At 63.3% G+C, this 13,109-nt stretch carries 14 protein-coding genes; 4 read left to right on the plus strand and 10 right to left on the minus strand.

Translation table 11 applies throughout. The features are described from left to right. Positions 1–5 precede the first annotated feature (5 nt). Positions 6–1,040, plus strand: a complete 1,035-nt coding sequence (gene dmpG, locus LOY34_RS09950; protein ID WP_195883630.1) for a 4-hydroxy-2-oxovalerate aldolase — start codon at positions 6–8, stop codon at positions 1,038–1,040. 129 nt (positions 1,041–1,169) lie between these two features. On the opposite strand, the gene nudE is transcribed toward dmpG, so the two are convergent. From nudE to LOY34_RS09965, 3 genes are all read right to left on the minus strand, one after another. Continuing rightward, positions 1,170–1,742 (minus strand): ADP compounds hydrolase NudE, encoded by a 573-nt coding sequence (gene nudE / locus LOY34_RS09955; protein ID WP_195883631.1) that lies wholly within the window; start codon positions 1,740–1,742, stop codon positions 1,170–1,172. A gap of 87 nt (positions 1,743–1,829) precedes the next feature. Beyond that, a complete protein-coding gene (locus LOY34_RS09960; protein WP_195883632.1) occupies positions 1,830–2,960 on the minus strand; it encodes a helix-turn-helix transcriptional regulator in 1,131 nt (376 codons plus the stop codon). Between the two features lie 131 nt (positions 2,961–3,091). Continuing rightward, a complete protein-coding gene (locus LOY34_RS09965; RefSeq protein ID WP_045201577.1) occupies positions 3,092–4,135 on the minus strand; it encodes a Rieske 2Fe-2S domain-containing protein in 1,044 nt (347 codons plus the stop codon). Positions 4,136–4,279: 144 nt separating this feature from the next. On the opposite strand from LOY34_RS09965, the gene LOY34_RS09970 reads away from it, so the two are divergent. The 3 genes from LOY34_RS09970 to LOY34_RS09980 all read left to right on the plus strand — a co-directional run bounded on the left by LOY34_RS09970 (position 4,280) and on the right by LOY34_RS09980 (position 6,300). Next, positions 4,280–5,116 carry an SDR family NAD(P)-dependent oxidoreductase gene (locus tag LOY34_RS09970; RefSeq protein ID WP_093384723.1) on the plus strand — a complete coding sequence of 279 codons (837 nt, stop codon included), beginning with the start codon at positions 4,280–4,282 and terminating at the stop codon, positions 5,114–5,116. Beyond that, positions 5,103–6,029: an alpha/beta hydrolase gene (locus LOY34_RS09975; RefSeq protein ID WP_195883633.1), complete on the plus strand. Its 927-nt coding sequence runs from the start codon at positions 5,103–5,105 to the stop codon at positions 6,027–6,029. The genes LOY34_RS09970 and LOY34_RS09975 overlap by 14 nt, the downstream gene beginning before the upstream one ends. Before the next feature lie 97 nt (positions 6,030–6,126). Continuing rightward, a complete protein-coding gene (locus LOY34_RS09980; protein ID WP_176794279.1) occupies positions 6,127–6,300 on the plus strand; it encodes a hypothetical protein in 174 nt (57 codons plus the stop codon). Here the strand turns inward: LOY34_RS09980 and LOY34_RS09985 are convergent. The 7 genes from LOY34_RS09985 to LOY34_RS10015 form a co-directional block, all read right to left on the minus strand. Then, positions 6,297–6,641, minus strand: a complete 345-nt coding sequence (locus LOY34_RS09985) for a hypothetical protein (protein ID WP_195883634.1) — start codon at positions 6,639–6,641, stop codon at positions 6,297–6,299. The genes LOY34_RS09980 and LOY34_RS09985 overlap by 4 nt on opposite strands. A gap of 112 nt (positions 6,642–6,753) precedes the next feature. Continuing rightward, on the minus strand, positions 6,754–7,593 hold the full coding sequence (yghU, locus tag LOY34_RS09990) for a glutathione-dependent disulfide-bond oxidoreductase (RefSeq protein WP_258664671.1): 840 nt from the start codon (positions 7,591–7,593) through the stop codon (positions 6,754–6,756). A gap of 149 nt (positions 7,594–7,742) precedes the next feature. Beyond that, positions 7,743–8,699 carry a hypothetical protein gene (locus LOY34_RS09995; protein ID WP_045201567.1) on the minus strand — a complete coding sequence of 319 codons (957 nt, stop codon included), beginning with the start codon at positions 8,697–8,699 and terminating at the stop codon, positions 7,743–7,745. A 191-nt stretch (positions 8,700–8,890) separates the two neighbouring features. Then, the gene (locus LOY34_RS10000) at positions 8,891–10,003 is read right to left on the minus strand and encodes an agmatine/peptidylarginine deiminase (protein ID WP_195883636.1); all 1,113 of its coding nucleotides are present in this window, start codon (positions 10,001–10,003) and stop codon (positions 8,891–8,893) included. Between the two features lie 24 nt (positions 10,004–10,027). Next, on the minus strand, positions 10,028–11,119 hold the full coding sequence (locus LOY34_RS10005; RefSeq protein ID WP_195883637.1) for an extracellular solute-binding protein: 1,092 nt from the start codon (positions 11,117–11,119) through the stop codon (positions 10,028–10,030). Continuing rightward, entirely contained in the window at positions 11,116–12,021 is a 906-nt protein-coding gene (gene aguB, locus LOY34_RS10010) for an N-carbamoylputrescine amidase (RefSeq protein ID WP_195883638.1), read from the minus strand. The genes LOY34_RS10005 and aguB overlap by 4 nt, the downstream gene beginning before the upstream one ends. Further along, positions 12,018–13,079 carry an agmatine/peptidylarginine deiminase gene (locus tag LOY34_RS10015; protein WP_195883639.1) on the minus strand — a complete coding sequence of 354 codons (1,062 nt, stop codon included), beginning with the start codon at positions 13,077–13,079 and terminating at the stop codon, positions 12,018–12,020. Before LOY34_RS10015 ends, aguB begins: the two co-directional genes overlap by 4 nt. Between the last annotated feature and the right edge of the window lie 30 nt (positions 13,080–13,109).

Genomic DNA, 13,109 nt, shown 5'->3' on the forward strand with positions numbered 1-13,109 from the left:
CTGCCATGAATCTGCAAGGTAAAAGCGTCCGTCTGCACGACATGAGCCTGCGCGACGGGATGCACGCCAAGCGTCACCAGATCAGCCTGGAACAGATGATCGCGGTGGCCAGCGGCCTGGATGCCGCCGGCGTGCCGCTGATTGAAATCACCCATGGCGATGGCCTGGGTGGCGCCTCGCTGAACTACGGCTTTGCCGCCCACAGCGATGAGGAATACTTCGCCGCGGTAATTCCCACCCTCAAGCAGGCCAAGGTATCGGCCTTGCTGCTGCCGGGGATTGGCACCCTCGATCACCTGAAAATGGCCCATGAGCATGGTGTCTCGACCATCCGCGTGGCGACCCACTGCACCGAGGCGGATGTTTCCGGCCAGCACATCGGCATGGCGGCGAAGATGGGCCTGGATACCGTCGGTTTTCTGATGATGGCGCACAGGGTCAGCGCGCAAAAGCTGCTGGAACAGGCGCGGCTGATGGAAAGCTACGGCGCCAACTGCATCTACTGCACCGATTCGGCGGGCTACATGCTGCCGACTGAAGTCAGCGAGAAGATTGGCGTACTGCGGGCAGGTTTAAGCGCCGGCACCGAAGTCGGTTTTCATGGCCATCACAACCTGGGCATGGCGATTGCCAACTCGCTGGCGGCCATCGAGGCTGGCGCCGTGCGCATCGATGGCTCGGTGGCCGGGTTGGGGGCGGGGGCGGGCAACACGCCGCTGGAAGTGTTCGTCGCCGTGCTGGAGCGCATGGGCGTGAACAGTGGTGTTGACCTGTACCGGATCATGGACGTCGCCGAGGACCTGGTGGTGCCGATGATGGACCAACCGATCCGCCTCGACCGCGATGCCCTGACCCTGGGCTATGCCGGGGTGTACAGCTCGTTCCTGCTGTTTGCCAAGCGTGCCGAGCTCAAGTACGGCATTGCTGCCCGCGACCTGCTGGTGGAGCTGGGGCGGCGCGGCACGGTGGGCGGTCAGGAAGACATGATCGAAGACCTGGCCCTGACAATGTCGCGGGCGCGAGGGGTGATGCCGACCTGAGGTGCAGTCCTCATCGCGGGTCCTGCGCACTCCTGTGGGAGCGGCGGTGCGACGACTCGACTTGACCCGCGATCGAGCGCGCAGCGGTCGTAATTCAGATAACGCCTTGTTGCGCAGGCTGCACCGGCCTCATCGCGGGTCAAGTCGGGTCGCCGCACCGCCGCTCCCACAGGCTCCCATGGCCATGAACAACGCGGCAATGGCCCGGGCCTCATGCAACTCGCCACTGGCCACCCGTGCCGGGATCTGCGCCAGCGGCACCTTGATGCATTCCAGCGGCTCCGGCTCGTCACCTTGCAGAGCACAGGGGCTCAGGTCCTGGGCCAGCACCACCCGATAACGATGACACAAATGCCCGGGCGCCAAGGTCAGTTCGCCCAGCTCGGTCAGCCGCGCCGCCCGCAGGCCGACTTCTTCGCACAGCTCACGCTGGGCCGCCTGCAGGTAGCTTTCATGCGCCTCGGCACCGCCCTTGGGCAGGCCGAGGATGGTGCCCTCTACGCCCACCGCGTACTCGCGCACCAGCAGCACGTGCTCGGGGTCGGGCATCGCCACCAGCATCACCGAGCGGTAGCCGGTGCCGCGCAAGCGTTCGTAGATGCGCCGCTGGCCGTTGCTGAACTGCAGGTGCAGGGCTTCGATCTGGAAATGGCTGCTTTGGGCCAGCAGTTCGGTCTTGAGGATGGTCGGACAGTTGCGCATGTGCAGGCCCCTGGCGGCGGGTGGATACCTGCACTGTGCGCCGTACCCGGCAACCCGCCATCGTCCAAGCGGACGAGGGCGGGTGCTTCAGCCGAGGGTCGCCACGCTGCGCAAGATCAAGCGCACGAGCATGGTCTGGCGGGTCACGCCGGTCTTGGAAAAGGTCGAACGCAGGTGCGCCCGCGAAGTGTTGCGGCTGATGCCCAGTTCCTCCGAGGCTTCGTCCAGGGTCAGGCCGTTGGCCAGCAGCATCGCCAACTGGGTTTCGGCCGGGGTGAAATCGAACAGCGCTCGGACGATCTCCTGCGGCGCCGAGGATTGCTGCTCGGGGTCGCTGATGAAGATCACCACGGTCGGGCATTGCTTGCCTTCGCTCCAGGTCGACAGCGGCACCGAGCGCACGATGATGCCAAGGTCGGCGCGCCCGGACGGGCGTTGCACGCGCATGGCCTCGACCACCGAGGGGTTGCTGCTTTTTTGCGACAGCAGCGATTGCTTGACCAGGCGGCGGAACTCCTGGGTGTCGCGCGCGGTGCCGACCTGCAGGCCGTCGTTGACCAGCTTGATGCCGTCCTTTTCCTGGATCAGCCGCTCGGCAACCTGGTTGGTCTGCAGCACCTTGCCGGTTTCGTCGAGGATGATGGTGCCCACCGCCAGCTGGTCGACGGCGCCGGCGTAGAGGTTGCGTTCGGTCTCGATGCGGTTGAGCTGCATGTGCAGTTTGATCGAGCGCTCCAGGTGCGGGATGAAGCGCGCCAGCAGGGTTTTTTCCTGGTCGCCGAAGGCCTGCTCATCGCGCCCGCGGCTGATGCGGATGCGGCATTGGGCGCCGTCGCCGGTATTGATGTCGGCCCCGAGGATATGGAACACGTCCACGGGTTCAAGGAAGTTCTTGTAGAACTCCGATTGCAACAGCTCGTCGTTGGAGACGTAGCTGGCGAGGGTCACCACTTCGCGGTTGGGCAGGTCGACGAACGGGTCGAGGGCGAAGAAGTGCTTGTTGTACGAGGCGGTGGTTTCGCTCGAACTGCCGGTGGTGTTGACCATCAGGCCGTCAACGTGGGCGCTGGGCGGGCGCAGAATGAACGTGACGTATTTGCTCTGTAGCTGCAGGTTGAGCTGGTTGAGGAAGGTGACCCAGGGAATGTTCTCCATCGGCCCTTGATAGAGGTGACCGAGCAAGTCGCTGAATGACTCGAGGGTGAGGCACGGCTGCATAGGGAACTACCATTTTTTATTATTAGCGTTGGCGATGGCAGAGAATAGTCGGCGTTAACGCGTGCACGCAACGCTCCGTACACGCATCCGGACAGGCGTAGCGCACGCCTGTCCAAAGCGCTCGGCAAGGCTCAGGCGCGCTCGCCGTCAAGCACCACGAAACGCTTGCTGTCGGCGGTTTCGGCAGGCAGCAGGTCGACGTCGGTATAGAACTGCTCATACCAGCGCCGCAGCTGGTACACCGGGCCGTCGCCGTCGCACAGCAGCGGATTGTCGACCCGGGTCTTGCTGTGCCAGATCGCCACGTCTTCGTAGAAAGCCGCCTGGGCCTGCTGCACGTAGGCCTTGGCCATGGCCTGGTTCTGCTCCTCGCTCAGGCCGGGGATCTTTTTCACCAGCACGCCGTAGCGCAGGGTGAAGCTGTTGAGGTCGATCGGCACATGGCAGTTGAGCAGGATCGAATGGATCGGCTGGCCGTTCATCGCCCCGGTCATTTCGGTGATCTGGTAGGCCGGGCCGAAGTAGGTGGCCACCGTGCTCAGCTCGCTGTCGCCAGACAGCCGTTCGCTGCGCGCACGCATGACCTGGGTGGCCAGGTGGCCTGCGAAGACGTTGCTGAACTCGGCCACCGGCGCGCCATGCACGGTGCCGAAGTGGGCCATGTCGGCGACGTTGTCTATCAGCTCGCGGCAGTTGGTGTCGATCTGCAGTTCGGCCACTTCCCAGGCGGCCCACTGGTCACTGAAGCAGGCGTCGATGCGCGGGATCACCTGCTCGGCAATCGGCGGGTTGCCTTGCGGGTCGTTCCAGACGAACAGCAGCTGGTTTTCTTCCATGATCGGCCAGCGCTTGACCTTGGCCCGCGGTGGAATGCGCTTGGCGTAGGGAATGTCGTCGCACACGCCATCGGCGCCCCAGCGCCAGCTGTGGAACGGGCAGCGGATCGAGTTGCCTTCGATGCAGCCGGTGCTCAGGTCGGCGCCCATGTGCGGGCAAAAGCCGTCGAGAATGTTCAGCTGGCCGTCTTCACCCTGGAACGCCACCAGGCGGGTGCCAAACACGTCCAGGCGGTGGGCCTTGCCGTCGCGGTAGTGCGCGGCCAGGCCCAGGCAGTGCCAACCACGGGCGTAACGGTCTTCCAGCAGCTTGGCTTCAATGCGGTGCAGGGTGCTCATCTTATTGTTCTCCGGGGTATCACGGGGTGTGCTGTGCGAGTGATTCTGCCGCCCCTGTACCAGCAGGCATCGTCTGAACGGACGATGGCCGGCCGTGGGCTGACGGCTCTACTGGCGCAATCAAGCCAGCAGCAGGAGAACGCAATGAGCAATGAGCAGGGGCGGGTGGCGGTGATTACCGGCGCCGCCAGCGGGATCGGCCGGGGCCTGGCCGAGCATGCGGCAGGGCTGGGCATGCAGCTGGTACTGGCCGATGTCGATGGCCCGGGTTTGCAGGCGCTGAGCGCGCAACTGCAAGGCCAGGGCGTGCAGGCCATTGCCCAGCTGACCGACGTCAGCGATGTGGCCCAGGTCGAGCGCCTGCGCGATGTCGCCCTGGCGCATTTTCAGCGGGTCGACCTGCTGTTCAACAATGCCGGGGTGATGCAGACCGGCTACAGCTGGCAGATCAGCCACGAGCAGTGGCAGCGCATGCTCGCCATCAACCTGCAAGGGGTGATCAATGGCATCCGCAGCTTTGTGCCGCTGATGCTCGAGCAGGGCCACCCGGCCCAGGTGATCAACACCGCGTCGCTCGCCGGCTTGCTCAGCAGCCCGTTGATGGCGCCCTACAACGTCACCAAGCAGGCGGTGGTGGCGTTATCCGAAACCCTCAAATACGAGCTGGACATGCTCGGCGCGCAGGTCTCGGTGGCGGTGCTCTGCCCGGGGCCGGTGGCCAGTGACATCATGGCCTCCAACCAGGCCCGCGAGCAGGCCGACGCCACCTTCAGCGCCGTGCTCGACGAGCACATTCGCCAGGGCATGACGCCCCGCGAGCTGGCCGCCCAGGTATTCGCCGCGCTGGCCGAGCGGCGCTTCTGGATCTTCCCGCACAAAGACTTCAAGCCCGCCCTGGAGCTGCGCCTGCGCAGCATCCTTGAAGAAACCAACCCGCAGTTCCAGATGATCGCCGAAGGAGACGCCCATGCCGCTCGATAAACAGATCGCCGCCGTGCTCGAACAGTTCAGCGCCCAGGGGGAGCCCGACTACCACCGGCTCGATGCCGTGCAGTATCGGCAATATGCCGACCACCTGTTGCCGCCGATCCCTGGCGCGCAGATGGCCGAAGTGCGTGAGCTGCGCGTGGCGGGCGCCGCTGGCGAGCTGGATGCCCGCCTGTACCGGCCGCTGGCGCAAGACAACCTGGCGCTGCTGGTGTTCTTCCACGGTGGCGGCTTTGTCATCGGCACCCTCGATACCCATGACCATCTGTGCCGGGCACTGGCCAGCGCCACCGGCGCGGTGGTGGTGTCGGTCGCCTACCGGCTGGCACCGGAGGCGCGCTTTCCGGCGGCGCCGCTCGATTGCTATGCCGCCACCTGCTGGCTGGTCGAACATGCCGCCAGCCTGGGCGTCGACGGCAGCCGCCTGGCCGTGGCCGGCGACAGCGCCGGGGCCAACCTGGCGATCGCCGTCAGCCGCCTGGCCGCAGAGCGCCAGGGCCCGCAGATTCGCTACCAGTGCCTGTTCTACCCGGTCACCGATGGCCGCTGCGACACCCCGTCGTACCAGGCGTATGGCGAAGGCTATCTGTTGTCGCGGGCGATGATGGCCTGGTTCTGGCGCAGCTACCTGCAACAGCCCGAGCAGGTCGAGGAGCCACTGGCCTCGCCGCTGCTCGCCGAGTCACTGGAGGGTTTACCCGCCACCACCCTGATCACCGCCGAGTACGACCCATTGCGCGACGAAGGCGAAGCCTTTGCCCAACGTTTGCAACAAGCAGGTGTGGCCACCCGCCTGGAGCGTTGCGAGGGCATGGTGCATGGCTTTATCAGCATGAGCGCGTTTGTCGAGGGCGCCGCTCTGGCCCTGGCCGGGGCCGCGGCCGACCTGCGCCGGGCGCTGGGCTGAATGGCGGCGGCCTAGTCCGTTTGGACGACGCAGGTTGTCGCAGCAGTTTCTAGTCTTGAGCGCACAACGTCTTTTCCTCACCTGTGGTGGAATGGCCATGAAAACAACAAGAACAATTTGCCTTGCCTTGACCGTCTGCGCCTTTGGCGCTGTCTATAGCGCCTTGCTGACCCGCCCGCTGCCGGCGCCGGTGACCATGGCCTATTACTGCCAGCCCAGCTTCCAGCCGTGTTACATCCCGGTGCCGAGCGTCGCCAGGCTGATGCCCTAGGCCTTGTTGCCCAGGGCCAGCAGCGCCCGCTCGCGGCTCAGAGGCTGGAGGACCCCGGGCGAGCCGCTGATGTGCACGTACAGGTAGTGCTGGCCTTGGTCATCGCGCAGTATCCGGTGCACCTGGGTCATCTCCGGGTGATACTGGCGCTGGGTGCGGTCGAGCAGCACTTCGTGGTGATCGATGTGCAGGCGGCGCAGCGCCGCTTCGAATTCGCTGTCGACGGCCTCGCGCAGCTTGCGCATGCGGCGTATCGACAGATAGCCAAGGCCGAAGGTCAGCGCGAAGAAGAACAGCGCCTGTAACAGTGATTTGTAGTGCTCCATCCTGGATTTGATCAACTCTTGATTCGTGTAGTAAGCGGCGCTTGCTTGACCTGACAGTGGAGCACAATGGCTATCCCTGCCAGTGTTTGTCGCACAGTACTCGCGTTTGACGTCGAATACTGTTGCCTCAGTCCAGGTCCTGCGCCGAATGCCGCTCGGGCACCTGGCTGGCTTCATCGCCCCAGGTGCGGTTGACCCGCAGGCCGCGGACTACCGCCGGGCGCTCGGCAATGGCTTGCGCCCAGCGCTGCACGTGGGTGTAGTCCTGCACGCTGAGAAACTCGCCCGCCGAATATAGCCTGCCCAGCGCCAGTTGGCCGTACCAGGACCAGACGGCGATATCGGCGATGGTGTAGCTGTCGCCGGCCAGGTATTGGCTTTGCGCCAGGCGCTGGTCGAGCACATCCAGTTGGCGCTTGGTTTCCATGCTGAAGCGGTTGATCGGGTATTCGAATTTTTCTGGCGCGTAGGCATAGAAGTGGCCGAAGCCGCCACCCAGGTAGGGCGCTGCGCCCATCTGCCAGAACAGCCAGTTGAGGGTTTCGGTTCGACCCGCTGGGTCGCGGGGCAGGAACTCGGCGAATTTTTCTGCAAGGTAGAGCAGGATCGAACCCGACTCGAACACCCGCACCGGCGGTTGCACGCTGTGGTCGAGCAGGGCGGGGATCTTCGAGTTGGGGTTGACCTCGACGAAACCGCTGGAGAACTGCTCGCCCTCGCTGATGCGAATCAGCCAGGCGTCGTACTCGGCGCCGGCATGCCCGAGGGCCAGCAGCTCTTCGAGGAGGATGGTGACCTTGACGCCATTGGGCGTGGCCAGGGAGTACAGTTGCAGCGGCTGCTTGCCCAGCGGCAGGGCCTTGTCGTGGGTCGGGCCGGCCACCGGGCGGTTGATGTTGGCGAACTCGCCGCCCGACGGTGCGTCATGCTGCCAGACCCGAGGCGGGACATAGGGTGCCTTGCTCATGCGATGAACCTCCTGGTGTGCTCGAGGGGCTCATGTTCGGGCCTGGTATGAGAGGTTGTCAAACAGGCCTGCAAGCAACTGCCCGATCATGGTATCGGGCACCGCTTTGCCCTGCCGGCATTGCGCCGGCAGGGCAAATACTGCGTGGATTAACGTTTGCCTAGTGCAACTTTCGAATCACCGGAGAATTTATCCACCTGCCCTTGAATATGTGTCGAAACCTTGCTGTCAAAGCCAAACTCGACCTTGCAACCTTGAAGGAATGCCAGTTGTTTTTGGTACAGCGTGGAAATACCGGCAAGGTCACCATCTTTACGTTTTAATGCTTCGATCTTGGCAACGACTTGCACGGTTTTTTCTTCAATGTAGTCGGCGGTCTCCATGTATTGGCGAATATCGATCTGTTTTGAAACGAAGTTGTCATAGTTGAGTTTTGCCGCGGTGTTCAGTGCGTTGAGGGTCAACTCGTACTGTGCAACCAATGTTCTTTCGGCTTGCTCGGAGAACTCGTCGAGTGAATAGTTGACGTTGTAGCAATAGCGGTAGCAGCTCATGATTTTGTTATTGAAGAAACTTCGCTCCTGAGACACATTGCAGGCAACCGATGCAAAAATTCTCAAGCCTTGGCCGAGCGGCACGCTACTTTTTGCAGTGCTCACCTGAATCTTGCTTGAGTGGCCGAACGAGTTGATCAGGCCCGACAGCAGGTTAAGGCAGTTGGCGGCGATCATTAGCCGAGTGTCTTCGGTCAAACCACCGCTGGCGTTGGTTTTGGTTGCATCAGGCGAGGCCGTGGTACCTTCCGGCAGACCGGTGATGGTACCGGTGACCGTGCCGACGACTGCATTGGTGATCTGATCGATTATTTTCTTCAGGTTCTCAAGGCTCCAGGTGTCTGAAAGCTGGAAATCTGAATTCGCCCCGGTGACGTAGGAAGAATACTTCCAGGTGCGTTGGCTGTTTGTATAAAATTGAATCTGGTCTGCCTGTAATTCGGATTCAGCATTTTTCTGTTGGGTGATCAAGTCCCTGGAAATCTGCTCAAGCCGTTCACGGTTCTTTTTCTCTTCTTCCAACAGTTTGTTGACACTATTGCTTCTGCCCATTTTTGCTCATCCTTGTCGTGGGGTTTAATGCCAAGGCTCAATGACATCAAATTGCCAGTCCCTGGCGAAGAGAACAATAGCGCTTTTTATTGGTTTGTAAAGGTCAGGTCTGATGATAATTAATCAGATTGGAACTTGGCGTTTATAACGGTGTTTCTTATCGCCGATTAAGCTAAGGCGTTTGCTCGGGGCTAATCAGTCGCCGGCCTGTTCTTGCTGACGCAATGAATTCCGCCGCCGCCCGCGGCAATCGGGTCGATGTTGACCTGCTCGATGGTCCGCCCCGGGTACAACTTGGCCAGCAACTGCTTGCAGTATTGGTCAGCTTTCGGGTCGCCAAACTGCGGGGCAATCACCGCGCCATTGATCGGCAGGTAGTTGATGTAACCGGCGGCAAACTCCGGGTTGTCGCGGGTAAAGCGGTTGCTGCGCAATTTGCCCGGTGGCGGCAGCAGGTGCACGGTCAAGCGGCGGCCGTCGGCGTCGGTGGCCTGCTTGAGAATTTCCAGGTGCTTGCGGGTGACCCGGTAATCGTAGGAGTCCGGGTCGTTGTCGAGGTTGGCGATCACCACCCCCGGCTCGACGAAGCGCGCGTAGAAGTCAACGTGGGCATCGGTGATGTCCTGGCCCTTGATGCCCGGCAGCCAGATGATCTTGCGCAGGCCAAGGTTGGCTTTAAGCTCGGCCTCGACATCGCTGCGGCTCCAGTCGGGGTTGCGGTTGGCATTGACCCAGCAGCTTTCGGTGATGATCGCCGTGCCGTGGCCGTCCACTTCGATGCCGCCGCCTTCGCCGGTCAGCTCGCTTTGCAGGTAGGGCACGTTCAGGGTTTCGCTCAGCGTTGCCGCCACGCGGCTGTCGTTGCGGTGGCGTTGCTTGTTGCCCCAGCCGTTGAAGTTGAAGTCCATCAGCGCGCTGTTGCCGTCGTCGTCGATGACGAAGCAGCCGCCGTAATCGCGGATCCAGATGTCGTCCAGCGCCATGGGCAGGAACTCGATGTTGTCGCTGCCACATTGCTCGCGCGCATCGGCCAGGTCTTCGGGGCGGCAGAGTACGCTGACCGGCTGGTAGCGGGCGATGGTCCGGGCCAGTTGTGCGATGCAGCTGTTGACCGCGTCCGCCTGGTCTTCCCAGACATTTTCGGCGGCGGCAAACGCCAGGAAGATCCGCCGCTGGGCCTGGTCTTCTTCGGGCATGAACCAGCGCTGGTCAGCGGCCATGGCCAGGCGCAACGGGCCCAGGCCCAGGCCGGCAATGCCGGCGGCGACTGACAGATGCTTGAGAAAGGTACGACGGGGTGTCATCGGTGTGGCTCTCGTAGTGACGGCTCAATGGGCCGAGGAGGTCTTGAGGGTGGTCCAGGTACGCATGCGCGCGCGCATGTCTTTCTGGGTAATGTCCTTGCCCGGGATCAGCCGCGCGTAGGTTTCGTCGCTGACGTAAATGTCCGGGTTGTCACGCATCTGCGGCTCGACCAGCGGCCGTGCCTTGGCGCTGGAGGTGGGGTAGCCGGTGAACGAACTGATGGCGGCCATCTGCTGCGGCTGCATGACGAAGTTGATAAAAGCGTAGGCGTATTCCGGGTGGGCGGCATCGGCGGGAATGGCCATGCTGTCCATCCAGATGGTCGTGCCTTCCACCGGGATGTGGTAGCGGAACTCGACCTTTTTACCGGCGGCATCGGCGGTGCGCTGGGCCTGGATCATGTCGCCGCTGTAACCGAGGGAAATGCAGGTGTCACCATTGACCAGCTGGGTCACCGGCTGCGACTGGAACTTGCGGATGTACGGTTTGATTGCCCCGAGCATCTGCCGGGCGGCGAGCAAATCATCGGCCTTGCCGCTGCGCGGGTCCTTGCCCAGGTAGTGCAGCACCACCGCCAGCACTTCGTCGGGCGAGTCGATCATCGAGATGCCGCAGTCGGCCAGCAGCGCGGCGTTTTCTGGCTTGAACAGCAGGTCGAGGCTGTTGACCGGGGCATTGGCGATGCGCTGCTCGATGGCCGCGCGGTTGTAGGTCAGGCCGATGCTGCCCCAGGTGTAGGGCACGGTGCTCTCGCGCGAGTTGGGGTAGCGCTGGTGCAGGCGCTGCAGGCCGGGCTCGATGTCTGCCAGGTGTTCGAGTTTGGCCGGGTCGAGCTTTTGCAGGGCGCCGGCGCGGGCCAGGCGTTCGGCCACGGTGTCGCCGGGGAAAATCAGGTCGTAGCCGCTGTTGCCCGAGAGCAGCTTGGCCTCCAGGGTTTCGCTGCTGTCCATGACGTCATAAATGACCTTGATGCCGGTCTGGGCGGTGAAATCCTTGAGGGTGTCTTCGGCAAAGTAATCGGCCCAGTTGTACAGGCGCAGCACTTTGTCTTCGGCGTTGGCCAGGCTGCAGCCCAGGGCCAGGGAAAGGGCGATCAGGGTTTTCAGGCTGTTCATGCGCCATGCCTCCAGGTGCTGTGTGGGTGACGGCCGTCCAGGCTCAACAGGGTGGCGTACATTTCCGGGCGGCGGTCGCGGTAGATGCTCCAGGTCAGGCGCTCTTCGCGCATGTGCGCCAGGTCCAGCTCGGCCAGCAGCATGCAAGGGCTGTCGCGATCGGCTTCGGCCAGCAGGCGGCCCTTGTGGTCGGTGATGAACGACGATCCATAAAAGCGCATGTGCAGCTCGGCATCGCTGCGCGCCACTTCAACGCCGGTGCGGTTGGCGGTGATCACCGGGAGGATGTTGGCGGCGGCGTGGCCGCGCTGGGTCAGTTGCCAATGGTCGCGCGAATCCAGCGCCGCAGCGCCGGGCTCGGAGCCGATGGCGGTGGGAAACAAGAGGATTTCTGCACCTTGCAAGGCCAGGCAGCGGGCGGTCTCGGGGAACCACTGGTCCCAGCAGATGCCCACGCCCAGGCGCCCGACGGCGGTGTCCCAGACCTTGAAACCGGTATCGCCGGGGCTGAAGTATTCCTTTTCCTGGTAGCCGATGGCGTTGGGGATGTGGGTCTTGCGGTAGACGCCGAGCAAGCGCCCGTCGGCATCGGCGACGGTCAGCGAATTGAAGTAGGCATTGCCGGCCTGCTCGAACCAGCTCAGCGGCAATACCACGTTCAGTTCCGCCGCCAGGGCGGCAAAGCGCTGCAACAGCGGGCTGTTTTCATAAGGTTGCGCCAGGGCCAGGTGCTCGTGGCATTGCTCGATGCAGAAGTAGGGCGTGGCGAACAGCTCGGGCAGCAGGATCAGCCTGGCCCCGGCCGCCGCCGCCTCGCGCACCAGCCGCTCGGCGTTATCGAGGTTGTCTTCAAGGTTCCAGCTGCAGGCCAACTGCAGGCTGGCGACGCTCAGCGCGCTCATGGCTTGGCTCCTTTCAGGGGCCAGGCCGGTTGCTGCTGGGTGATGCAATGCACGCCGCCACCGCCATGGGCCAGCTGGTTGATTTGCACCGGTACCACGCTGCGGCCGGGGAAGGCCTGCTGCAGGGTGGCGGCGGCCTGCTGGTCGGCGTCGATACCGTAGGCGGGCATGATCACCGCGTCGTTGCACAGGTAGAAGTTGGTGTAGGAGGCGCAGAACACTTCGGCATCGGTGTCGACCGCAGCGGAAGCTTCGTACAGGTCGATCAGCTCGAAACTGCGGCCACGGGCGTCGGTCGCCAGTTCCAGGGCGCGGCGGTTCTCCTTCGCCACCTGGGCGTAGACCGAGGTTTGATCTTCGGTGGCATCGACCAGCAGCACGCCCGGCCGGGCGAACGCGCAGACGCCGTCGACGTGGCCATCGGTCATGTCGCCAGTGACGTAGTCCGGGTCGCCCGGCAGCCAGATGACCTTGTTCACCCCTAGCAGGCGGACGAAGATTTCTTCCATGTCCTGCTTGCCCAGGCCCGGGTTGCGGTTGGGGTTGAGCAGGACCGATTCGGTGGTGATCAGCGTGCCGTCGCCATCGACATGAATGGCGCCGCCTTCGTTGGCCAGAAAACTGCCGAAGCATGGCAGGCCCAGGCCATTGAGCACGCGCCGGGCCAGGCCTTCATCGAGGTCGTGGGCCGACTTGCCGCCCCAGGCATTGAAGCGCCAGCTGACCCCGGCCAGGCCTTGCTGCGGGTGGCAGATGAAGCTTGGGCCGGAGTCGCGGCACCAGCTGTCGTTGACGGCGATTTCGATCAGCTCGATGTTGGCCCCGCACAGCGCCCGGGCCTGGCTGACGGCGCTGGGGTCGACGACCATTTTCACCGGCTCGAAGCGGGCGATGGCGTTGGCGACCCGGGCGAAATCCACATGCACAGCCGCCAGGGTGACGCCCCAGGTCGACTCCCACAGGGCCTGGTTGTGCGGCCAGACCATCCAGGTGGCAGCGTGGCGAGCCCATTCGGCGGGCATGAACCAGCCGTTGTTGTTGGCGCTGTCGTTGTGCATTGCAATACCCTTCAGTTAAGTAATTGTTTT

It is taken from the genome of Pseudomonas sp. B21-009 (assembly GCF_024749345.1).
Classification (GTDB): domain Bacteria; phylum Pseudomonadota; class Gammaproteobacteria; order Pseudomonadales; family Pseudomonadaceae; genus Aquipseudomonas.

Coding starts and splice junctions, on each gene's coding strand:
- yghU (WP_258664671.1), bottom strand. CDS start 7,593: ATGAGCAAGGCACCCTATGTCCCGCCTCGGGTCTGGCAGCATGACGCA.
- LOY34_RS09995 (WP_045201567.1), bottom strand. CDS start 8,699: ATGGGCAGAAGCAATAGTGTCAACAAACTGTTGGAAGAAGAGAAAAAG.
- LOY34_RS09965 (WP_045201577.1), bottom strand. CDS start 4,135: ATGAGCACCCTGCACCGCATTGAAGCCAAGCTGCTGGAAGACCGTTAC.
- LOY34_RS09980 (WP_176794279.1), top strand. CDS start 6,127: ATGAAAACAACAAGAACAATTTGCCTTGCCTTGACCGTCTGCGCCTTT.
- LOY34_RS10015 (WP_195883639.1), bottom strand. CDS start 13,079: ATGCACAACGACAGCGCCAACAACAACGGCTGGTTCATGCCCGCCGAA.
- LOY34_RS10005 (WP_195883637.1), bottom strand. CDS start 11,119: ATGAACAGCCTGAAAACCCTGATCGCCCTTTCCCTGGCCCTGGGCTGC.
- aguB (WP_195883638.1), bottom strand. CDS start 12,021: ATGAGCGCGCTGAGCGTCGCCAGCCTGCAGTTGGCCTGCAGCTGGAAC.
- LOY34_RS09975 (WP_195883633.1), top strand. CDS start 5,103: ATGCCGCTCGATAAACAGATCGCCGCCGTGCTCGAACAGTTCAGCGCC.
- LOY34_RS09960 (WP_195883632.1), bottom strand. CDS start 2,960: ATGCAGCCGTGCCTCACCCTCGAGTCATTCAGCGACTTGCTCGGTCAC.
- LOY34_RS09970 (WP_093384723.1), top strand. CDS start 4,280: ATGAGCAATGAGCAGGGGCGGGTGGCGGTGATTACCGGCGCCGCCAGC.
- nudE (WP_195883631.1), bottom strand. CDS start 1,742: ATGCGCAACTGTCCGACCATCCTCAAGACCGAACTGCTGGCCCAAAGC.
- LOY34_RS10000 (WP_195883636.1), bottom strand. CDS start 10,003: ATGACACCCCGTCGTACCTTTCTCAAGCATCTGTCAGTCGCCGCCGGC.
- dmpG (WP_195883630.1), top strand. CDS start 6: ATGAATCTGCAAGGTAAAAGCGTCCGTCTGCACGACATGAGCCTGCGC.